Raw genomic sequence first — 21,575 nt, 5'->3', positions numbered from 1 at the left:
TTTTATGTTGAAACTGAGGCCGCTTTTCAGCAGCAAAGCCGCGAGCGTCCGGCATCAATTGGCCCTCGCGCTGCCGCGCGCCAGGCGCGGCGCAAAGAACTGGTCGACGGCCTGGGCGACCGACGCGGCGGTCTTGGCTCGCCAGTCGCCGTTGGTCAGAAGCTTCAGGTCGTCCTTGGTCGACATGTAGCCGAGTTCGATCAGCACCGACGGAACGTCCGGCGCGGTCAATACCTTGAAGCCGGCCGACTTCAGCGGATGCTTGTGCAGCCGCGCCGTGGATTTGAGTTGGCCGACCACGGAGCGCGCGAATTGCGCGGAATAGGACTTAGTTTCGCGCTGCGCCAGATCGACAAGGATATTGGCGACATCGTCCGGTTCGGCGGTCAGATCGACGCCGGCGATGACGTCGGCCTTGTTTTCCGCTTCGGCAAGCCGCGCCGCCTCGGCGTCCGAGGCGTTTTCCGACAGCGTGTACACGGTCGCCCCCTCGGCCTGCCCCTCGTTCTTGGGCAGACTGTCGGCGTGGATCGAGACGAACAGCGCCGCGCCATGCGACCGGCCGAAGCGCACCCGCTCCGACAGCGGGATGAAGGTGTCATCGGTTCGCGTCATGGCGACGCGGTACTTGCCGCTCTGCTCGAGACGCGCCCGCAGCGTAGTCGCGAATTGCAGCACTATGTCCTTTTCCAGTTCGCCGCTCTGGGCGCGGGCGCCCTGGTCGATGCCGCCATGGCCGGGATCGAGAACGATCAGCGGCCGCATATCACCATCGGCCTTCGCCGGCAGGTCGGGCAACTTGGCGCTCGTGCGCCGCTCCGGACCATTATCGAGGGTCTGGGCGCGCAGGAAACTGGCGCGGTCGGTCGTCGCCAGGTCAACGACCAACCGGGCGGGCAAGTCGGACGTGGCCTCTAGAACGAAGGCCTTCTCGATCTTCACCGGACCGCTGGTGTCGAGGACGACGCGCGAGCCGCCCTGCATGATCAGCCCGTAGCGGAACGCCTTGATGAGCCCCCGCCCTTGCTCGCCGGCCTTGTCCGGGAGATGAAAAGCAACCTGAGGCATGTCGAGGACGACCCGGTAGGGATCAGCCAAAGCGAAGGCCGCGAAATCGAGCTTCTGCGACAGGTCCATGATGAAGCGGGTCTTTTGACCGTCTCCGCCGACCCGAACCGCCGTGATCGACGGCAGGACTGGCACGGCCGACGGCGCTTGGGCCCGCACCGGCGCAGCCGGGAGCGCGCCGCCCAGCGAGGCGGCCAGGACCGCAAGAATTGGCAGTGTCCAGCTTCTCACCGATTCCGACCCTTTCGGACGCGGGTTCTACCTCATTACGGGGGGTGTCGGTTAACGGAAGTTGAGGATTGGCCCCGAAAACATGCCATTCGGTCATGAACTGTGTCGGCCGGGCCGCGCCCGGAACCCCGTACCGGGGAACCGGGCCAAGCCGTTGCTTGCCATCCCGAGATTCCGGCCGTACATAGTAACTGCTGACGGTTTATGGTTCCGGTTGTGCCGCGTTCGGGCTCCCCGGCCCGCCAGTCCTGGATCGGTCCCTCGAGGAGGCAGGCCGAACGGACGGCGAAGCGAGCCGATACCCTTGTGAAGGACACCCGGAACAGCGCCTGACCATCGTGGTCATCCGCAAACGGATCGTCAGCGTTTGACAATTCGGCAGCGCCGGTTTTGGGCGCGGCCGTAGCGCTACGGGTCGCAATTTATGCTGCCAAGGTTGCAGCAAAAGCCATTCGACGTCCCCCGCTTTCGCGAAGCCATCGTGACAGCGCGCTTTTCTATGGGCCTCGACCTGCTTTGGCGTGAAAGCGCGCCCCATTCCCTGAAACCCAATCAGGCCGCCTCCCCGCTCCGCCGCCAGAACAGCTTTTCTGTGCGCGGGCCTGCGTCGTCATGGCACCCGTTGCCACGGCGCGAGCACGCGGGCCACACGGCCTCAGTGAGACTTTCCAATGCCCGACAAAATGTTGATCGACGCGACACATCCGGAAGAGACCCGGGTGGTCGTGCTGCGTGGCAATCGCGTCGAAGAATTCGACTTCGAGTCCGCTAACCGCAAGCAGCTCCGCGGCAATATCTACCTCGCCAAGGTTACACGGGTTGAGCCGTCGCTGCAGGCCGCCTTCGTCGATTACGGCGGCAACCGCCACGGCTTCCTCGCCTTCTCCGAAATCCACCCGGACTACTACCAAATCCCGGTCGCGGACCGGCAGGCGCTGCTCGCCCAGGAGGAGCATGACGCTCGCCAGGCCGAAGCGGACCATGAGAATCGCTCGCGTGGCGGCGGCCGCGGCCGCAATCGTCACCGCCGTTCCGATCGCTCGCGCGATCCCAGCCGCTCGGAAGCGGTCGCTGCTTCGAGCGAGACCTCGGAGACGCAGGCCGAGCTGAACGGTGAAGCCGCGCTCGGCGGGCTGCCACCGGAAGAAGCCGAACGCACCGAGGTCCCGCAGTCCGAGTCGGAAGCGCCGATCGCCGACAGCGAGTTCGTCGCTGACGCCGCGCCCGCCACGACCGAAGAGCCGGCTCCGTCGGAGCCCGTCGATATTCCGTCGATCATCGAGAGCCGCGCGGAAACCGCGCCGGCCGTCGATGAACCGGTCGCCGTCGAACCTGAAGGTGGCGACGATCATGCCGAGACAGGCGACGAGGTGCTGCTGCCGGACGCCCAGTCGGCGCAGGCCGCCGAAACCGACGAAACCGAAGCCGTCGAAGCGCACGCCGGCCACGACGACGAACACGACGATGAGGCTGAAAACGGCGACGCCGAGCACGGCAACGGCGACGACCATGCCGACGATGAGTCGGTGGAATCGGTCGGCGGCGCCGACGCGCTCGAGGAAGCGCAAGAGCGCACTCCGCGCTTCCGCCGCAACTACAAGATCCAGGAAGTCATCAAGCGCCGCCAGGTCATGCTGGTACAGGTGGTCAAGGAAGAGCGCGGCTCCAAGGGCGCGGCGCTGACGACTTATCTGTCCCTCGCCGGCCGCTATTCGGTGCTGATGCCGAACACCGCCCGCGGCGGCGGCATTTCGCGCAAGATCACCTCCGGTGAAGACCGCAGCCGCCTGAAAGAAATCGCCCAGGAGCTCGAAGTGCCGGAAGGCATGGGCGTGATCCTGCGCACTGCCGGCGCTTCGCGCACCAAGATGGAGGTCAAGCGTGACTTCGAATATCTGCTGCGTCTGTGGGAGACGGTGCGCGACCTGACACTGAAGTCGATGGCTCCGACCCTCGTTTATGAGGAAGGCTCGCTGGTCAAGCGCTCGATCCGCGACCTCTATTCGAAGGATATCGACGAAGTCATCGTCGCCGGCGAAGCGGGCTACAAGGAAGCGCGCGACTTCATGCGCATGCTGATGCCGAGCCACGTCAAGAACGTAAAGCTCTATTCGGACGCGCAACCGTTGTTCACGCGCTACGGCATCGAGAGCCAGCTCGACGCCATGTTCCAGCCGACCGTGCAACTGCGCTCCGGCGGGTACATCGTCATCAACCAGACCGAAGCTCTGGTGGCGATCGACGTCAACTCCGGCCGCGCCACGCGCGAACATCACATCGAAGACACCGCGCTCAAGACCAATTGCGAAGCCGCCGACGAAGTCGCGCGCCAGCTTCGCCTGCGCGACCTCGCGGGCCTCATCGTCATCGATTTCATCGACATGGATGAAGGCCGCAACAATCGCACCGTCGAGCGGCGCGTGAAGGAAGCCCTCAAGCACGACCGCGCGCGCATCCAGGTCGGCCGCATCTCGCATTTCGGCCTTCTGGAAATGTCGCGGCAGCGCATCCGCACCTCGGTGCTGGAGTCATCGACCGAGAAGTGCCCGGTCTGCGGTGGCCTCGGCCATGTGCGTTCGGTGTCGTCGGTCTCGCTGCAGTTGCTGCGCGCCATCGAAGACACGTTGAACAAGGGCGCCACACACAATCTCATCGTGCGCACGCGTTCGGAAGTCGCACTCTATGTGCTCAATCACAAGCGCGCGCATCTGCGCGCGCTCGAAGAGCGCTTCCGCATCACCATCACCATTTCCGCCGATCCGACTGTGAACGCGCAAGTCTCCTACACGGTCGAGCGCGGCGAGCAGATGCACAGCGCCGACCAGGCCAAGGCGATTGCCGCCGCGGCACCGGCGATGATCGTTCCGATCGAGGAAGAAGAATACGTCGAGCCTGAGGTCGAGGCATACGACGAGGAAGAAAGCGAAGCCCTCGCCGGTGAAATCGGCGAAGACGAAGGCGAAAGCGAAAGCGAAGCCGCCCCGGGCGCCAATGGCGAAGGCGAACAGGACAATGGACGGCGACGTCGCCGTCGGCGTGGCCGCGGACGCGGCCGCAGCCGTGGCGGTCCTCGCGACGAAGCGCAGCCGCAGCAGGCGCAGGCAAACCTCGGCGAGCATGAAGTTGCGCATGAGGATCACGACGCCGGCTCGCCGGACGAAGAAGGTCTGCCGGCACAGGGCGGAGAAGACAGCGAGGGCGCCGACGTGGCGGCCGAAGGTGGCGAGCAGAACGGCGAACACCGCCGTCGTCGCCGTCGCGGCCGGCGTGGCGGGCGTCGCAATCGTCATCGCGAAGGCGAAGCCAACGGCCAGGAAGCCGGCGCCGAGAGCGTCGAGTCATTCGAACAGGGCGTGCACGAGACCTCCGAAGGCGCGCCGCATCCGGTGCTCAGCGACGAAGATGCCGGCATGATGGCGCCGCCCTTCCCGCAGCCGACGCCGGTTCACGAACCAGCCCCGGTGCCGAGCGCACCGTCCGCGGCCCAGCCGCCGGCGCAGGAATCGCCGCCGCCGGATACGCAGCCGCGCCGCCGTTCCACGATTCGGGAGCCCGCGCCGGTTGGCAGCGGTGAAGCGATTGCGATGCCGATTTCGCCGGCGCCAGCGAGCCCGGCTCCCGTCGTTTCTTCAACGGCGCCGGAAGCGACCACCGAGCCGCCGAAGCGCGGCTGGTGGGCCAAACGCCTGCTCGGTGGCGACAAGAGCTAGCCGCAATTGGCGGCCACACTGCGGGCCGCGGCTCACCGCCGCGGCCGGCCGTGCAAGCCGCTGAATTCGTGCTAGATTGCCAACGGCGCCGCCTGCATCCACGGCGCCTCAAGGAAAGCCAAGGGGACGACTCCCATGCCGCATCTCAAGGTCACTGCTCTCGCGCTTGCCGGTCTCCTGCCGGTCGTTCTGGCCGCGCAGCCTGCCGCCGCCGCGACCAAGGACCAGAAGATGGAAACCTGCAAATTCGCCGCGGACAATGACAACCTCAGCGGCGCCAAGCGCACCGCCTTCATCAAGAAGTGCATGGGAACCGGCAACTACGAGCCGCAGGCGCGCAAGGATGCGTTGAAGCAGGCCAAGGGCAAGAAGCCGGCCGCAGCGCCTGCCGCCGCAGCGCCCGCTCCCGCCGCCGACGACGAGACCGAAGAGAAGGCGCAGTAAGCTGCGCCTCGCCTGACCTAGGTCAATCCTTACACCCGCGGCCGTGCGAGAGTGGCGCCATGACATGGCGCGCTCTGTCCCTCGCAACGCTTGTCGCGGCCTCCCCCGCCATAGCGGCAGATGATCCCTACACCCGCAGTTTCGCCGGCGTCGCCGGCGGACGGCCCTGCTATGTGCGCGTCTATGACGACGCGCATCTCAAGAGCCATCCCAGGCAGACCGTAAGGCGCATCTTCATCGACTTCGACGTCGACGTCCGCTCCGACGAGACGCGCAAGAACGGCCCGGACGATTTCGAAGCCGGCATCGGCTTCATGCTCAAGCGCTCACCGGAATGGTACGGCCAGGCCATGTCCTGCAAGGCCGTCGCCGATCACGTCGAGTGTTTCCTGGAGGCCGATGGCGGGACGCTGAAGCTGACGCCGCGCGGCAATGCCTTGCGCCTCGAGGTGACCGGCGGCGCCGATGCCGACATCCACGCCGAAGGGGAAAAGGATTTCGGTAGTTTCGGCGCCCGCGGCTCGGATGATCGTATCTTCATCCTGCCGCTGGGCGACCGCGCCATGTGCGACGCGGCGTTTCCGAAATAAGCCTAAGCCGCCTTCATGGCCGGCCGCTCCGAGGGCGTGACCTCGAAGCTGCGCAGCGTGCCGCGCCTGAGGACATCGATCGCGATCGAGCGGCCGATGCGCTCGCTATTGAGCAGGCGGATCAAGTCGTCGACGCCGGTCACCGGCAGACCATCGGCCTGCACGATGATGTCGTAGGACATCAGCCCGGCTGTGGCCGCCGGCCCGTTCGGCTCGAGGGCCGAGATCATTGCGCCCGATGCATTCTCGATACCGGCCAGTCGCGCATGGCGCCGCGGCACTTCGATGGTCTGTCCCGACACGCCGACATAGCCGCGCCGCACCCGGCCGTGCTGAATCAATTCGCTCAGCACGAATTCCGCGGTGTTGGCGGCGACCGCAAAACAGATGCCCTGTGCGCCGCGGATCACTGCGGTGTTGATGCCGATCACCTCGCCGCGCGACGACACCAGCGGCCCGCCGGAATTGCCGGGGTTGAGAGCGGCGTCGGTCTGGATGACGTCCTCGATCAGGCGGCCGTTGCGCGCCCGTAACGAGCGGCCGAGCGCAGAGATCACGCCGGCGGTCACGGTCGATTCAAAGCCCAACGGATTGCCAATGGCGACGACGAGCTGCCCGCGGCGCAGCGCCTTGGAGTTGCCGAGCCTGGCGTGCGGCAGATCGCGCACCGCGCCGGCGCGCAGCAGCGCCAGATCGGTGTCCGGATCGACGCCGATGACACGCGCTTCCATGACGCGGCCCTCGGTATCGAGCAGCCTGATTCCCTTGGCGCCCTCGACGACGTGACAGTTGGTCAGCACCAGACCGTCCGGCGCGATGGTGACGCCGGAGCCGGTGCCGGCCGGGCGCCCGCCGGCGCTGCGTGTTTCCACGCGCAGCACGGCGGGGCCCACCGCGTCGGCGACCGAGGTCACCGCGCGGGAATAGGCGTCGAGGATCTCGGCGTCGGCGGCATAGTCCTGATCGGACGCGAGGGCGGCCGCAGCCACACCCACGCCCTCATCTTCCGGTTCGGAAGGAGACGTGAAGTCGAGCATGTTTGTTGTCTTGTTGTGACGATCGGATGCGGATGTAGGTATCCGCTTCGGTTAATGGAAGGGCCGCCCCCGGCCGCTCGATCGGCGCGTTGCCGCCGCCAATACGGTAACGGCGAACCGAATTTAAGACCAAATTAACCACATTGCTTAATGCTGGAAGCAATGCCGGGGTCATCGTTCTTCAGGAAATCGCAGCCGCGAGACGCTTCAGCTTGTCCTGAAGCGTCGCCGCCTTTGGTGCCGGACCCGGGCATCGACGCCGGCGCAACGGCGGCGTCGGTGCGCGAGACGATCGACCTTCTCGAGCTCGACCTCAGCGCCATGATCCGCGACGTCGCGCAGGCCGCCGAGGCGGTGCACAGCGGCACGTCGGCTTCCGCCCAGGCACTGGCCGCGATTCGCGCGCGCGGCGAGACCCTCGCCGGCCAGTCTCAGGATGCGCGGCGCGACGCCGGCCAGGTCGCCTCCGCCACCACCGAACTCGCCCAATCCGCCGGCGAGATCGACCAGCGTGTGCGCGCAGCCGGCGCGTTGACCGATGACGCCGAGGCCGCCGCCGAAGCCGCCAACCGCAGCGTTGACGAGCTCAAGTCTTCGATCGGCGACATCGGCAAGGTGGTCAATCTGATCGCCAATGTCGCGCGCCAGACGAACCTGCTCGCCCTCAACGCCACCATCGAGGCGGCGCGCGCCGGCGCCGCCGGTCGCGGCTTTGCCGTTGTCGCGGCCGAGGTGAAGGAGCTCTCGGTGCGCACGCAGACGGCGACCGAGGAGATCACGCGCAAGATCGAAACGCTGCAGAAGGCGGCGGCGGTGTCGATCGCGGCGGTGCATCGCATTTCGGCGGCGACCCAGGCGGTCCGTCCGGTGTTTTCGTCGATCGCCGAGGCGGTGCAGGCCCAGGTCCGTACCACCGACGGCCTGTCGCACAACGCCACCGAGACCTCGGTCTTCATCGGCGCCGTCGCCGATGGCGCCAACGAGATCAAGAACGCCGCCGCCGACGCCACCGCGCATGGCGAGCAGGTCGATCAGTCCGGCCGCGAGGCCGGCCGCCTTGCCGAACAGTTGAAGACGCGCTGCGTCATCTTCCTGCGCCTCACCGACATCGGCGACCGCCGCCGTCACGAACGCCTGCCCTGCGAGCTCGACGTGACGCTGCAGATCAGCGGCACGCCGTTGCGCGGGCGGACCGCCGACATTTCCGAAGGCGGGCTGCTGGTGCGGCTGCGCGAGGCGCATGAGCTGCGCACCGGCACGGTGCTGCCGGCGGAGATCGGCGGCATCGGGCCGTGCCAGTTGCATCTCGTCAATCAATCGCCGCTCGGCCTGCATCTGCAGTTCGGCCCGCTGACGCCGGAGACCAAGGCGCATCTCGATGGCCGGCTGAACGCCATCCGGTCCGCCAATCAGGAATTCATCGGCCGCGCCATTGCCGGCGCCGATCGCATCTCCGGCCTGTTCGAGGAAGCCGTGCGGTCCGGGCGCATTTCGGCGGAGGAACTGTTCGACAACAATTACGTGCCGATCCCCGGCACCAATCCGCAGCAGCATCGCACCAAGTTCCTGCCGCTGTGCGAGGAACTGCTGCCCGCCGTCCAGGAGCCGATGCTGGCCAGCGATCCGCGCTTGGTGTTCTGCGCCGCGGTCGACCGCAACGGCTATCTGCCCGTGCACAACGCTGTTTATTCGCAGCCCCAGCGGCCGAACGATCCGATCTGGAATTCGGCGCACGCCCGCAACCGTCGCATCTTCGACGACCGCGCCGGCCTGTCGGCAGGCCGGGTGGTGCGGCCCTACATCATCCAGAACTACCCGCGCGACATGGGCGACAAGATCGTCATGATGTGGGAAATCGGCGCGCCGATCCGGGTTTTCGGCAAGAAATGGGGCGGCTTCCGCACCGCCTATACGCTGTAGCCGGCGTCTTGGTTACCGATTCCCTTCCCTGAACCCGCCAAACTTGATTGAAGTTCTTCAAGCGACCGCAAGCGCGGCGCGGCTATGGTGCGTGGCTTCGTTGACGCCGGAATGGGACTGCCGTGGCCCGCACTGCGACACATATGACGCGCTTCGCGCTGCGCTCGCCCCCGGCGCACAAGCGCAAGCCGTTCCGCGTGTCGGATATCGTCGCGCTCGGCATCGGCGCCGCGCTGCTGATCGCCGCCCTCGCCGCCCTGCTGTTCATCGTGCCGAAATTCCGCCCCGCCGAGCCCGTGCCAACGCCGGCGGAAATCGCCGCGCGCATCCGGATCGAGAACGCGGAGGCGCGCCTCGCCTACCGTCAGGGATCCATCCTGGTCGTCGATCCGGACTCCTGCACGGACTACGCCTTCGACAACTGGTCGGGCAGCGTCCGCTACCAGAGCGTCGTCGACTGCGACGAGCGGCTCGCCAAGATGCAGAAGGCGCAGACCGAACGATCGACCGAACGCATGCGCACCGTCATTGAAGGCTTCCGCCGCTAGGCGCGGAAATTACCTCAAACGACATCGCTGCCGCAGCGCGGCATCGGCGTGAAACAGCGCTCCATCGGAACAATTCAGCCAAGGCCGGGTTGTCGGGCCATAACGTGGACACGCGTCCGCGTGCATGGAGGCTGGGTTCATGTCTATGACAGAAATCGATATCGTTACCGCTGACGACGCGGAATCCGCGGTCAGCTGGAAAGCCATCATTGCCGGTGCCGTGACATCGGCGGCCATCACCTTGATCCTCGTCGCCTTCGGCGTCGGCGTCGGCTTCTCGGTGGTATCGCCGTGGAGCGGTCAAGGCATCTCCGCGACCACATTCACCATCGCCGGCGGCATATTCCTGATCGTGGTGGCGATGCTGTCGTCCACCATCGGCGGTTATCTCGCCGGTCGTCTGCGGCCGATGTGGTCGAGCGTGCACGAGCACGAGCGCTATTTCCGCGACTCGGCACATGGTCTTGTGACCTGGGCCGTGGCGACGGGTCTGGTGGCGACGGTGCTCGCCAGCGCCCTCACCGCCATCGTCGGCGCTACCGGCGCCGGTCTGGCCGTTGCCGGTTCGCAGCCGGTCGATGCCTATGTCGACACGCTTCTGCGGACCAACCCGGGCAACGCGCAAGCCGCGCCCGCCACGCCGGCGAATGCGGCCGATCAGGCCACCTCCGCGGCGCCGACCAGCGACAATGCTGCCTCGCTCCAGGGCGGCCAGTTGCCGGTTGAACGGCGCGGGCAATCCGTCGATCGGGCCTCGATCGCTCGCATCCTCGGAACCGCCATGGTGAAGGGCGGCAGCATCAGCGAACCCGACCGCACCTATCTGGCGCAGTTGGTCGCGGCCCGCACCGGGATGCCGCAGGCTCAGGCGCAGCAGCGCGTCGATGAAACCATCACCCAGGCAAAGGCGGCCGCCGACAAGGCTCGCAAGTCATCGGCGGCGTTTGCCTTCTGGCTGGCCTTTGCCCTTCTCGCCGGCGCGCTCTCTGCTTCGCTGGCGGCCATCGAAGGCGGAAGCTTGCGCAATCGCGAATGGTGGTTGCCTGCCGGTAGCCGCGTCGTTCGCACCACGCCCGCCGAATAACACAAACTAGGGAGACGATTATGCCTATTCTTCTGTGGCTCCTGGGCGTTCCGATCAGCCTCATCCTCGTGTTGATGCTGCTCGGCATCACCTGAGCAAACGTCCGCTAAAGCAAAGCCCGCCCGTCTAACGACGTGGCGGGCTTTCGCTTGTCTTGGCCCCCTCTGGTGTTGATTTAGCGCAAAGCCGCGCTTCCTGTTTATTGCATCCTCGCCGCGCATCGGTGGCTAGCGCGGAGGGAGCGATGCGTGTCCGGTTTATTTGGGCTCTGCTCGGCAGCCTGCTATTTGCCGGCCCGGCTCTGGCGCAAGCGGCCATGCCGAGCGAAGCCGTTCAGGAAAAGCTGATCAAGACCTGCATCCTGACGCTGAACGACGCCAACCTCACCGGCAACTACAGCGTCCTCCATGCCAAGCTGGCGAAGCCGTTCCGCACGCAGTTCGCCCCCGACAAGCTGAAAGCGGGCTTCAAGGGCTTCGCCGCCCAGCAGATCGATCTGTCGGTGGTCGCGATCAAGACGCCCGTCGCCTCGACGCCGGCCAAGATCGACGATCGCGGTGTTCTGCAACTGCGCGGCTACTTCGACACGCAGCCGAGCCGCGTGCTGTATGAATTGGATTTCCTCGTCTCCGAGGAAGAGTGGAAGCCGCTCTCGATCAACGTCAAGGTTAGGCCGGCGTCGGAGAAATAGCCGCCCGCCTTCCGACCGGAGGATCACATCATGTCGCAATCCGATGTCACGCCAGTCAAACAGGTCTCGACCGCGCGCAAGGTGTTTGCCGCAATTCTCGATTTCCTGTTCATCTTCATCGTCGCCGGCTACGGCGTCGCGCACTTCGCCGGCGGCACGACCGAAGGCGGCTTCGAGCTGAACGGCGCCCCCGCCTTCGCGCTGTTCGGCATCATCGTTCTGTATTTTATTGTGTTCTCGCGCTTCCTCGGCGGCACGCTGTTTCAGCGCCTGCTCGGGGTGCGCTGAAGCGCACTCAGTCGCTTTGCAGGATGACGTTCTTGACCTGCGGATAGATCTGGTTCTGCCAGGCCTTGCCGGAGAACACGCCGTAGTGGCCGACGCCGGCTTGCATATGGTGGCGCTTACGGTAGGGCCGCAGTGACGTGCACAGATCGTGCGCCGCCAAAGTCTGGCCGACGGCGCAGATGTCGTCCTTCTCGCCTTCCACCGTGAACAGCATGGTGCGCTTGATGGCCGCCGGTTCGACTTTGCGACCCTGATAGGTCAGTTGACCGAGCGGCAGCGCGTGATCCTGGAACACCAGCTTCACCGTCTCGAGATAGAACTCGGCAGCGAGATCGAGCACGGCGAAATATTCATCGTAGAACGTCTTGGTTTGCTCGGCCTTCTCGACATTGCCCTGGGCAATGTTGAGATAGAGCTCGCGATGCGCCTTGACGTGGCGATCGATGTTCATCGACATGAAGGCCATGAGCTGGACGAAGCCCGGATAGACCCGTCGCCCGGCGCCCGGATAGCGCCCCGGGACGGTGGCGATCATGTTCTTCTCGAACCACTCGATCGGCTTGCCCTTGGCGAGTTCGTTGACTTTCGTTGGCTGCACCCGGGTGTCGATCGGCCCGGCCATCAGAGTCATCGAGCGCGGCTGGGCCGGGTGATCGCCCTGCGCCATCACGCTGGCCGCGACCAGCGCGCTCACGCACGGCTGACACACGGCAACCATATGCGCGCCCGGCCCGATCTTCTCCAGGAAGCGGATGAGATGACTGGTGTACTCGTCAAAACCGAAGCGCCCTGCCGAAAGCGGCACGTCGCGCGCATTATGCCAGTCGGTAATAAAGACATCATGCTCGGCGAGCATGGTGCGGACGGTTGCGCGGAGCAGCGTAGCGAAATGACCGGACAGCGGCGCGATGATCAGCACCCGGGGCTGCGCCTGTTCGACGTCTTTCTTGAAATGCAGGAGCGTGCCGAACGGCGTCACATCGGCCACCTCTTCGGTGACGCCGACTTCCTGATTGCCGACCGTGACTTTGTCGATGCCGTAATCCGGCCGGGTGTGGGTCAGCCGGGCGCGCGCGATGAGTTCATACGCCGCCGTCATATTGCCGAGCATGGAGGGGCGCGGTGCGCCGTTGAGGCGCGCGCCCACCGTCTCCGCGGCGAAAGAGGCAAACTGGCGTAACGGATCGAGAAAATCCGAATGCGCCTGATAGGCCTGATACAGCATCCAATCCCCGGTGGGTCCCGGCGAACCCATCTTGCAACGCTAGATCATTTCATGCTGCACTGCGAGATAATTCTTGGCAAGCCGGGGTGCCGGGGACAACCGCTCACAGGACCCGGCGGGAAACTATTGATCCGCCTGAGCTTTCGTCTACAGTGACGAAGCCGGGCTGCGTTCAAAGGGATGTTCATCTCATGGACTCGCTCGCCCCGGCCAAGGCTTCACTCACCATCGCCAGCAAGAACTACGGCTCGTGGTCGATGCGCGGCTGGCTGCTGTGCAAGCTCGCCGGCCTCGACTTCGACGAGCAGCCGGTCGCCAGCGACGATCCCTCGACACGCGCCGAATTGTTGCTGCTGTCGCCTTCCTTTCTGGTGCCTTGCCTGACGCATGACGGCGTCAAGGTGTGGGACACGCTGGCGATCGCGCAGTATCTCGTCGAGACTTTCCCCGACTGCGGCCTGCTGCCGAACGACCGCGCCGCGCGCGCACACTGCCGCTCGATCTGCGGCGAAATGCATTCCGGCTTCACCAATCTGCGCTCGGCGCTGCCAATGAATCTCAAGGCGCGGCATCCCGGCTTCAAGGTCTGGGCCGGCGCGCAGGCCGACATCGACCGCGTCATCTCGATCTGGCGCGAATGTCTGTCGAAGAGCGGCGGGCCTTATTTATTCGGCGCCACGCCGGGCATGGCCGATGCCATGTTCGCGCCGGTGGTGACGCGCTTCATCACCTACGACGTCAAGCTCGATTCCGACTGCGCCGCCTATTGCCAGGCCATCATGGACCTGCCGGCGGTGAAGGAATGGGTCGAAGGCGCGCTCGCCGAGCCGGATGAAGTGGTCGAACTCGACGTCGAGTTCTGACACCGGCGATCTGACTGCCGCTCGCTTCGCCTAGCGCTTGAGCCACTCCCCGATGCGCTGCACGGCTTCGTGCATCTCCGCGCCAGACCCGGCGTAACAGAAGCGCAGGAAGTTGTGGCCATTGACCGGATCGAAATCGATACCCGGCGTCGCGGCAACGTTGGCTTCGTTGAGCATGCGCTTGGCGAAATCGAGACTGTCATTGGAGAAGCGCGAGATGTCGGCGTAGAGATAGAACGCGCCGTCGACCGGCAGGAATTTGTCGAGCCCTGCCTTCGGCAAACCTTCGACGAGGATGCGCCGATTCGCCTCATAGACGTGCTTGACCGCCTCCATCTCGTCGCGGCCGTCGAAAGCTGCCTCCGCCGCGATCTGTGACAAAGCCGGCACCGAGATCGCGAAGTTCTGCTGCAGCCGCTCGACCGGACGCACCAGCGGCTCCGGCATCACCAGCCAGCCGACGCGCCATCCGGTCATGCAGAAATATTTCGAGAATGAATTGATGATCACCGTGTTGTCGGACAGCTTCGCCGCGGTCTCTGCCGCGAAGGCATAATCGAGGCCGTGATAGATCTCGTCGGAGATCACCTTGATGCCTTCCGCTTCCGCCACCGCGATCAGCCGCGCCAGCGCCTGCGCGTCCATCATCGTGCCGGTCGGATTGGCCGGGCTCGCCACCAGCAATCCCTTCAGCGGCGTCTTGCGGTGCGCCTCGATCAGCGCTTCTGGCGAGATCACCCAGCGCGTTGCCGCCGAGGTCTCGATCAAAACCGGCTCGCAGCCGAGCGCGGTGAGAATGTGCCGGTATGGCGGATAGCCGGGATTGGCGAGCGCCACCCGGTCACCGGGTTCGAACAGAGTGAGAAACGCCAGCATGAAGCCGCCGGACGATCCGGTGGTCACCACCACCCGACCGGGATCAAGGTCGAGACCGTAGGTGTCGGCATAATGCCGCGCGATGCGGGCCCGCAGCGACGGCATGCCGAGCGCTTCGGTATAGGCGATGCGGCTGCCTAGCGCCGCGCGCGCCGCCTCGAGCGCAGTCTTCGGCGCCGGCTGAAACGGCTGCCCGACTTCCATGTGGACGACGTGACGGCCGGCGGCCTCCGCCTGCGCGGCCGCCGCCATGACATCCATGACGATAAAGGGCGGTACGTTGCTGCGCCGGGAGGGAGAAAGCAGCATTTTCGCCTTGTCGAGCATGTCGGGGTTCCTGCCGGGCTGCCACCCGCCCCGCTGCTGCCGCATTCAAAGGGTTGCGTGGCAGACGGACCTGGTGGTGGTGACTCGCGTCCAATCTCGCCAGTTCGTGATGGCCCGGGTCCTTAAGAACCGCGAGAAACGGCCGGGTTCGCGTTGACCGCGTCTGCCGGCGTCTCTTAAGTTCCGCGCCAATCGCAAGAGAAGCCGAACCGGCCAATAGCAGCGTTTTGACCATGGAATTGACGGGCCTACCTATCAGGAGCGAATGCGCTGCGCCAGCCGCCGGACGCCGCCGCGGCTTCGTCCGCACGCTCGCCTTCGCCGCCGCCGTGACCGCGGTGGTGGCGGGTCCGTGGACGGCGCCGGCGCAGGCCCAGAATCGCGGCATGCCGGTCATCCGCGATACCGAGATCGAAAACCTGCTGCGCGATTACGCCGCGCCGGTGCTGCGCGCCGCCGGGCTCGGCAAGCAGAACGTGCGCGTGGTCGTGCTCAACGATCGCGCCTTCAACGCCTTCGTCATGGACGGCCGCCACATCTTCATCAATGCCGGCGCGCTGTTCGATGCCAAGACGCCGAACGAAATCATCGGTGTCTTTGCCCATGAAACCGGCCATCTTGCCGGCGGCCATTTGCAGCGCCTGCGCGAACAGCTGGCGCGGGCGCAGACCGCCTCGATCATCGGCCTCCTGATCGGCGCCGGCGCCGCGGTCGCGGGCGGCGCCAATGCCGGCGCGGCCGGCATCCTGGCGCCGCAGGCCGCCATCCAGCGCTCGCTGCTTGCCTACGTGCGCACCCAGGAAGATCAGGCCGACCACGCCGGCGTCAAGTTTCTCACGGAAACCCATCAGTCGGCGCGCGGCATGCTCGAACTGTTCAAGCGGCTGAGCAACGAAGCGCTGTTCAACTCGCGCAATGTCGATCCCTATCTGCAGACCCATCCGATGCCGGCCGAGCGCGTCGCCGCGCTCGAAGTGATCGCCAAGTCCAGTCCGTATTTCGACGCCAAGGATTCGCCGGCGCTGCAGGCGCGCCACGACATGATGCGCGCCAAACTGTCCGGCTTTCTCGACCGGCCCGACACCGTCGCCCGGCGCTATCCGCTGACCGACCACAGCCTTCCGGCACGCTACGCGAGGGCGATCGCCGCTTATCGTCACTCCGACATTCGCAACGCCATGGCGCAGATCGACGGGCTGATTCAGTCGCAGCCGGGCAATCCCTTCTTCGAAGAGCTCAAGGGCCAGGCCCTGCTCGAGGCCGGCCGCGCCAACGACGCGATCGCGCCGCTGCGCCAGGCGGTGCGGCTGTCGAACAACGCGCCGCTGATCCAGGTCCTGCTGGCGCAAGCGCTGATCAACAGCAACGACCGGCAAGGCGCCGAAGAGGCCGTCGGCCTGCTCAATTCGGCGCTGGCCCGCGAACCGACCATTCCCGAAGCCTACGACCAGCTCGCCATGGCCTATGGCCGCAAGGGCGATCTCGGCCGTGCCGATCTGGCCGCGGCGCAAGCTGCCCTTAACCGCGGTGATTTAAAAACGGCCCGGCAAATTGCCGCACGCGCCAAGGGACGCCTTGCGGTCGGCTCGCCGCCGTGGGTACAGGCCAACGACATCACCAATGACAAGCCGCAAAACAACGCCCGCAACTGATCACCGACAAGGACCCTCCCCTATGACCACCAAACTGCGCCTCGCCGCCATCGGCGCCGCCCTTATGGCTTCGGCGCTGATGCAAAGCGCCTCGGCCGCCGAATTCTCGCCCACACAGAAGGACGAGATCGGCACCATCGTCCGCGAATATCTGATCGCTCATCCGGAAGTGCTTCAGGAAGCGATGGCCGAACTCGACAAGCGCCAGCAGGCCGCCGATGCCGAGAAGCATCAGGCCGCGGTCAAGGACAACGCCAAGGCGCTGTTCTCCTCGCCCAACCAGGTGACGCTCGGCAATCCGAAGGGCGACGTCACCTTCGTCGAGTTCTTCGATTACAACTGCGGCTACTGCAAGCACGCCATGGGCGACATGCTGGCGCTGCTGAAGGACCCGAACCTGAAGGTCGTGCTCAAGGAATTCCCGGTGCTCGGACCGGGCTCGGTCGAAGCTGCGCAGGTCGCGGTCGCGGTGCGCATGCAGGATCCGACCGGCCAGAAATATCTCGACTTCCACCAGAAGCTGCTCGGCGGCCGCGGTCAGGCCGACAAGGCGCACGCGATGGCCGCCGCCAAGGAAGCCGGTCTCGACATGGCCCGGCTGGAGAAGGACATGGCCAGCCCCGAGGTCAAGGCGACCTTGACCGAGAACTTCAAGCTCGCCGAAACGCTCGGCATGAACGGCACGCCGAGCTATGTCATCGGCAACGACGTCGTCGTCGGCGCCGTCGGCCTCGACGCCCTGCGCCAGAAGGTCAGCATGGCGCGCTGCGGCAAGGCGACCTGCTGAACGTTCCACGACATCGGCAACCGGAAAGAGGCGCATGGTCATGCGCCTCTTTTTTTTGCGCGCCGACCGCCCCGGCCGCGAATAAACAGCTTGAAAGTCCGGCGCCGACTGTCGTCAGATCGGTGACGCGCCTTCGACGGTCCGACAAGGAGCATGGCCATGCCTGCCAGCGACGCCGTCTTCGCCGGTTCTATTCCCGACCTGTACGACCGCCTGATGGTGCCGCTCATCTTCGAGCGCTATGCGCAGGACCTCGCGCGCCGCGCGGCGGCGCAGCGTCCGGCCGCCGTGCTCGAAGTCGCCGCCGGAACCGGCGTCGTGACGCGCGCGCTCGACAAGGTCCTCGGCGGCGCGCGCATTGTCGCCACCGATCTCAATCAGCCGATGCTGGATTTCGCGCGATTGCATCACGACCACGCCGGCCGCATCGAATGGCGGCAGGCGGACGCGCTGGCGCTGCCGTTCGAGGATCGCAGCTTCGACATCGTCCTCTGCCAGTTCGGCGCGATGTTCTTTCCCGACAAGCAGCAGGGCTACCGCGAAGCGCGGCGCGTGCTCAAACCCGGCGGCACGTATCTCTTCAACGTCTGGGACCGTATCGAACACAACGACTTCGCCGACGTCGTCACCTCCGCTCTCGCCGCGCAATTTCCCGGCGACCCGCCGCGCTTCCTCGCCCGGACCCCGCATGGCTATCACGACGCCGCGCAGATCGAGCGCGAACTGCGAGCCTCCGGCTTCACGGATGTGCAATGCGATTGGGTCGAAGCCGTCAGCAAGGCCGCATCACCGCTCGATGTCGCCATCGCCTATTGCCAGGGCACGCCGCTGCGCAACGAGATCGAGGCGCGCGATCCCGGCGGTCTCGAGCACGCGACGCGCAAGGCGACCGAGGCACTGACGAAGAAATTCGGCGCCGGTCCGATCGAAGGCCGCATCCGGGCCTGTGTAATTGCGGCGAAAGCCTGACAAACACGAAGCGTCCAAAAGGCGCGGGAACCCGATCAACCCGGGCGGGTTATTGGGCGCATGTACACGATCGGACTGGAAGAGGAATTCTTCGTTTTCGACGCGACGACGCGCCGTGCGGTGCGGCGTCTCGATAAGCGTTTCCTCGCGGGCTTGAAGGACCGGCTGGGCGACAGCGTTTCAACGGAAATGCTTCAGTCGCAAATCGAGATCATCACCCCGCCTTGCGAGACGATGGCGGATGCACGCGCTCACCTCGTTCGCATGCGTCGTACGCTCGGCGATGCGGCGGCCGTGCACGGCCTCGGCGTCGCGGCGATGGGTACCTTCCCGCTGGCCTTCTGGCCGGAGATGACGCCGACCAGCAAGGCGCGTTACGGCGCCATCATGGACGACCTGCAGATGATCGGCTCGCGCAACATGATGTGCGGCATGCACGTCCATGTCGCGGTGCCGGACCTCGACGCACGCGTCAATCTGATGACACGGCTGACGCCCTACCTGCCGCTGTTCCTGGCGTTGTCCACCTCGTCGCCGTTCTGGCAGGGCCATCTCACCGGCCTGGTCGGCTATCGCCTCGCTGCCTATGACGAACTGCCGCGCACCGGATTGCCCGAACTGTTCCGCACCAAGGAAGACTACGACGAATACATCGCCGCGCTAGTCGGCGCCGGCGTCATTCCCAATGCCAGTTACATCTGGTGGGCGATCCGGCCGTCGGTCGGCCATCCGACCATCGAACTGCGCGTCGCCGATAGCTGCACCCGCGTCGAGGATGCGATCGCGATCGCCGCGCTGTTCCGTTGCCTGGTGCGCGCGCTCGACCGCAACCGTGAACTCAACGCCGACTTCGACCGTGTCGGCCGCGCCATCACGGCCGAGAACAAGTGGCACGCCCAACGTTACGGCGTCGGCGCAACCTTCATCGATCCGTTCTCGCGCGCGCCCCTCACCATTGAGCGGTGGCTCGGTCAGGTCCGCGACATCATCGCCCCGGAGATCGATATCCTCGGCTGCCGCGCCGAGATCGGCCACCTCGACCGCATCGTCGCGGGCGGTACCAGCGGCGACCGCCAGATTGAAATCTTCCAACAGGCCACCGCGGCGGGCGCCGCCCGGCTGAGCGCCATCAAGGACGTCATCGACTGGGCCGCAGCCGAAACTCTGGCCGCCAACGACCTCGCCAGCGCTGCTTGATCGCGCGACTCGGCGACAAACCGAAGCATCGCTTAACCGGCGGTTTACGAGAGGCGCGCTAGACATCCGGCCTGAAGCGGCGCGCCGTCCGTGGGGCGCTGCCCTGATGCGAGCCCCGGCCCCATGACCGTGCAGGACATCGAGCGGCTGCGAATGGCTCCGGCGATCCGCTCCACAATCCTTGGCGCAACGCTGGCCGTAATCGTTTCGGTCGCATTATTCGCAATCGTCTTTCTCGTCTTTGATCGGGCGGATTACCTGCAGTCGGTGGATGCGTCGTTCGGCGTCACCACCGGTCATCCCGTCTGGAAGACCTTCCAGGGCCGCGTCCTCGCACCCTATATCATCAAGGCGATGGCGTTCGGTTCGGCGGCGCACTACGTCGCCATGCACATGATCTTCCAGCTCGTCGCAGTCGCAGTCGCCGCCTTCCTGCTGTGGCGGCTGGGCCGAAAGATCGGCGGCAACGATCAAAGCGGGCTGTTTGCCCTGGCGTTGTTCGTCATGAGTTTTGTCGCGCTGCTGCGCGCGCCATGCCTTTATAGCTGGGACTTCGTCGATCTGATCGTCTTCACGCTGTTCATCGGCTTCGTTTTATCCAATCGCCCTTTGTCCTGGTTCATCGGCCTGTTCGCGGTTGCCACCTGGAATCGTGACAGCGCCAATTTCATCGCTCTCTGGCTGGTGATGGAGCCGGTGATCCGCGCTGTCCGTCAGCGCCTCAGCGACGGCATCATGCCGGCACTCGACTGGCGGCGGATGCTGGCCGGCGTCCTCTGCATCGCCGCCGGAATGGCGATCGCCGAGCTGCTGCGGCGCAATCTGCTCATCGAGGAGATGGCGCCCAAATACTTCCCCAACAATCCGGTCACGGCCGGCTACCGCTATAATTTCGTGCTGCCGATCAACATCGAGTTTCTGCGGCACTCGTTTTTCAGCCCGGCCGCCCTGCTCGTTCTCGGCTTCCTCGGCACCACCGTCTGGCTCGGTGCCGCGTTGTCGCGCCGCGATCCGCAGCGCCAGTTGCCGTTGTTCGCGGTCGAATTGGCGTTGATCGCAGCCATGCTGGGCTTCGGCATCATCTACGAGCCGCGTATCTTCGTCCCGCTGATCCCGTTCTTCGTCGCCTCGGCCGTCCAGATGCGCTCGGCGACGCCCGCGGCAAATACGACATTATCTCAATAGTTTCAGATACTTAGGACAACAAAAAGGGCTTTGACGGCGGGCTTCCCCTGACGGCTGCGGCCACCTATAAAGCGTCCCTATCGATAAAACGCCGCGCGATTGCGCTGAAACGACTGCACTCCAGCCCTGCCGGACGACCGACTGCAATGGCCCAGACGATCTATGTCCTCAACGGACCCAACCTCAACATGCTGGGCCTGCGCGAGCCGGAGAAATACGGCTCGGCGACTTTGGCCGATGTCGAGCGCCTGTGCGGTGACACCGCCAAGCGCTTCGGCCTCGACATGGTGTTCCGCCAGTCGAACATCGAGGGCGAGCTCGTCACCTTCATCCAGGAAGCGCGCCTGAAAAAGGCCGCCGGCATCGTCATCAATCCGGCCGCCTATACCCATACGTCGGTCGCCATCCTCGATGCGTTGACGCTGACCGAACTACCGGTCATCGAAATCCACATCACCAACGTCCACCAGCGCGAACCCTTCCGTCACCACTCTTACGTGTCGAAGGCTGCGAAGGCCGTCATGGCGGGCTTCGGTATTCAGGGCTACGCGCTGGCGATCCAGGGTCTCGCCGGCATCATCGGCGCAAAAGAAAAGTAAGATATCCCAAGCTATGCGTCTGCCCGGCGCCGCGCCGGCATCGCACACAACGTCGGAACCGTTTGAATGGCAAAACCGCCGAAAACTACACTGGTCGACCGCGAACTCATTCAGGAGCTTTCCAAGCTCCTCGACGAGACGGGACTGACCGAGATCGAAATCGAACAGGACGGCCAGCGCATCCGCGTTGCTCGCGGCAGCGTCGCCGTTGCCGCCGCGCCGGCCCCGGTCCCGCGCGCCGCCGCGCCGCAGCCGATCGCGGAATCCATTGCCGCGCCGCTTGA

The 21,575-nt window shown here is 65.4% G+C and carries 19 protein-coding genes and 1 pseudogene; 16 read left to right on the top strand and 4 right to left on the bottom strand.

Annotation, left to right across the window (positions count from 1 at the left end):
* Positions 1-54 precede the first annotated feature (54 nt).
* Entirely contained in the window at positions 55-1,299 is a 1,245-nt protein-coding gene (locus tag ASD45_RS07475) for an N-acetylmuramoyl-L-alanine amidase (RefSeq protein WP_056910908.1), read from the bottom strand.
* 671 nt (positions 1,300-1,970) lie between these two features.
* Here ASD45_RS07475 and ASD45_RS07470 point away from each other — a divergent pair.
* The 3 genes from ASD45_RS07470 to ASD45_RS07460 all read left to right on the top strand — a co-directional run bounded on the left by ASD45_RS07470 (position 1,971) and on the right by ASD45_RS07460 (position 6,043).
* Positions 1,971-5,009 (top strand): Rne/Rng family ribonuclease, encoded by a 3,039-nt coding sequence (locus ASD45_RS07470; protein WP_056910907.1) that lies wholly within the window; start codon positions 1,971-1,973, stop codon positions 5,007-5,009.
* Positions 5,010-5,144: 135 nt separating this feature from the next.
* Complete coding sequence (locus ASD45_RS07465; protein WP_056910906.1) at positions 5,145-5,453, top strand: PsiF family protein; 309 nt, start codon at positions 5,145-5,147, stop codon at positions 5,451-5,453.
* 59 nt (positions 5,454-5,512) lie between these two features.
* Positions 5,513-6,043: a hypothetical protein gene (locus ASD45_RS07460; RefSeq protein ID WP_056910905.1), complete on the top strand. Its 531-nt coding sequence runs from the start codon at positions 5,513-5,515 to the stop codon at positions 6,041-6,043.
* Between the two features lie 2 nt (positions 6,044-6,045).
* Here ASD45_RS07460 and ASD45_RS07455 read toward each other — a convergent pair whose 3' ends face one another.
* Complete coding sequence (locus ASD45_RS07455) at positions 6,046-7,080, bottom strand: trypsin-like peptidase domain-containing protein (RefSeq protein WP_056910904.1); 1,035 nt, start codon at positions 7,078-7,080, stop codon at positions 6,046-6,048.
* A 237-nt stretch (positions 7,081-7,317) separates the two neighbouring features.
* Between ASD45_RS07455 and ASD45_RS07450 the strand changes: the two genes are divergently transcribed.
* The 5 genes from ASD45_RS07450 to ASD45_RS07430 all read left to right on the top strand — a co-directional run bounded on the left by ASD45_RS07450 (position 7,318) and on the right by ASD45_RS07430 (position 11,611).
* On the top strand, positions 7,318-9,000 hold the full coding sequence (locus tag ASD45_RS07450; protein WP_056910903.1) for a methyl-accepting chemotaxis protein: 1,683 nt from the start codon (positions 7,318-7,320) through the stop codon (positions 8,998-9,000).
* A gap of 122 nt (positions 9,001-9,122) precedes the next feature.
* On the top strand, positions 9,123-9,548 hold the full coding sequence (locus ASD45_RS07445; protein WP_156380745.1) for a hypothetical protein: 426 nt from the start codon (positions 9,123-9,125) through the stop codon (positions 9,546-9,548).
* Positions 9,549-9,687: 139 nt separating this feature from the next.
* Positions 9,688-10,632 carry a hypothetical protein gene (locus ASD45_RS07440; RefSeq protein ID WP_082540937.1) on the top strand — a complete coding sequence of 315 codons (945 nt, stop codon included), beginning with the start codon at positions 9,688-9,690 and terminating at the stop codon, positions 10,630-10,632.
* A 244-nt stretch (positions 10,633-10,876) separates the two neighbouring features.
* Entirely contained in the window at positions 10,877-11,323 is a 447-nt protein-coding gene (locus ASD45_RS07435; RefSeq protein WP_056910900.1) for a hypothetical protein, read from the top strand.
* A 30-nt stretch (positions 11,324-11,353) separates the two neighbouring features.
* Positions 11,354-11,611 carry a hypothetical protein gene (locus ASD45_RS07430; RefSeq protein WP_056910899.1) on the top strand — a complete coding sequence of 86 codons (258 nt, stop codon included), beginning with the start codon at positions 11,354-11,356 and terminating at the stop codon, positions 11,609-11,611.
* Positions 11,612-11,618: 7 nt separating this feature from the next.
* Here the strand turns inward: ASD45_RS07430 and phaZ are convergent, their stop codons facing one another.
* Positions 11,619-12,836: a polyhydroxyalkanoate depolymerase gene (gene phaZ, locus ASD45_RS07425; RefSeq protein WP_056910898.1), complete on the bottom strand. Its 1,218-nt coding sequence runs from the start codon at positions 12,834-12,836 to the stop codon at positions 11,619-11,621.
* Between the two features lie 191 nt (positions 12,837-13,027).
* Between phaZ and ASD45_RS07420 the strand changes: the two genes are divergently transcribed.
* Complete coding sequence (locus ASD45_RS07420) at positions 13,028-13,699, top strand: glutathione S-transferase family protein (protein ID WP_056910897.1); 672 nt, start codon at positions 13,028-13,030, stop codon at positions 13,697-13,699.
* Between the two features lie 30 nt (positions 13,700-13,729).
* On the opposite strand, the gene ASD45_RS07415 is transcribed toward ASD45_RS07420, so the two are convergent.
* The gene (locus tag ASD45_RS07415) at positions 13,730-14,902 is read right to left on the bottom strand and encodes an aminotransferase class I/II-fold pyridoxal phosphate-dependent enzyme (RefSeq protein ID WP_056910896.1); all 1,173 of its coding nucleotides are present in this window, start codon (positions 14,900-14,902) and stop codon (positions 13,730-13,732) included.
* 329 nt (positions 14,903-15,231) lie between these two features.
* Here ASD45_RS07415 and ASD45_RS07410 point away from each other — a divergent pair, with 329 nt between their 5' ends.
* The 7 genes and pseudogenes from ASD45_RS07410 to ASD45_RS23980 all read left to right on the top strand — a co-directional run.
* Entirely contained in the window at positions 15,232-16,554 is a 1,323-nt protein-coding gene (locus ASD45_RS07410) for a M48 family metalloprotease (protein ID WP_244485442.1), read from the top strand.
* Between the two features lie 64 nt (positions 16,555-16,618).
* A complete protein-coding gene (locus ASD45_RS07405) occupies positions 16,619-17,341 on the top strand; it encodes a DsbA family protein (protein WP_244485441.1) in 723 nt (240 codons plus the stop codon).
* A 159-nt stretch (positions 17,342-17,500) separates the two neighbouring features.
* Positions 17,501-18,310 carry a class I SAM-dependent methyltransferase gene (locus ASD45_RS07400; protein ID WP_056912649.1) on the top strand — a complete coding sequence of 270 codons (810 nt, stop codon included), beginning with the start codon at positions 17,501-17,503 and terminating at the stop codon, positions 18,308-18,310.
* Between the two features lie 60 nt (positions 18,311-18,370).
* Positions 18,371-19,507, top strand: coding sequence for a carboxylate-amine ligase (locus tag ASD45_RS07395; RefSeq protein ID WP_056910893.1), 1,137 nt, complete (start codon positions 18,371-18,373; stop codon positions 19,505-19,507).
* A gap of 123 nt (positions 19,508-19,630) precedes the next feature.
* Positions 19,631-20,692 carry a hypothetical protein gene (locus ASD45_RS07390; protein ID WP_056910892.1) on the top strand — a complete coding sequence of 354 codons (1,062 nt, stop codon included), beginning with the start codon at positions 19,631-19,633 and terminating at the stop codon, positions 20,690-20,692.
* Between the two features lie 146 nt (positions 20,693-20,838).
* Positions 20,839-21,291 carry a type II 3-dehydroquinate dehydratase gene (gene aroQ, locus ASD45_RS07385; protein ID WP_056910891.1) on the top strand — a complete coding sequence of 151 codons (453 nt, stop codon included), beginning with the start codon at positions 20,839-20,841 and terminating at the stop codon, positions 21,289-21,291.
* 66 nt (positions 21,292-21,357) lie between these two features.
* A pseudogene (locus tag ASD45_RS23980) lies at positions 21,358-21,575 on the top strand (acetyl-CoA carboxylase, biotin carboxyl carrier protein); the annotation flags it as partial.

The sequence above is a fragment of the Pseudolabrys sp. Root1462 genome (genome assembly GCF_001426945.1).
In the GTDB taxonomy this organism is placed as follows: Bacteria; Pseudomonadota; Alphaproteobacteria; order Rhizobiales; family Xanthobacteraceae; genus Pseudolabrys.
The sequence above is the reverse complement of the archived record's forward strand: the minus strand, read 5'-3'. Positions and strand labels throughout refer to the sequence as shown.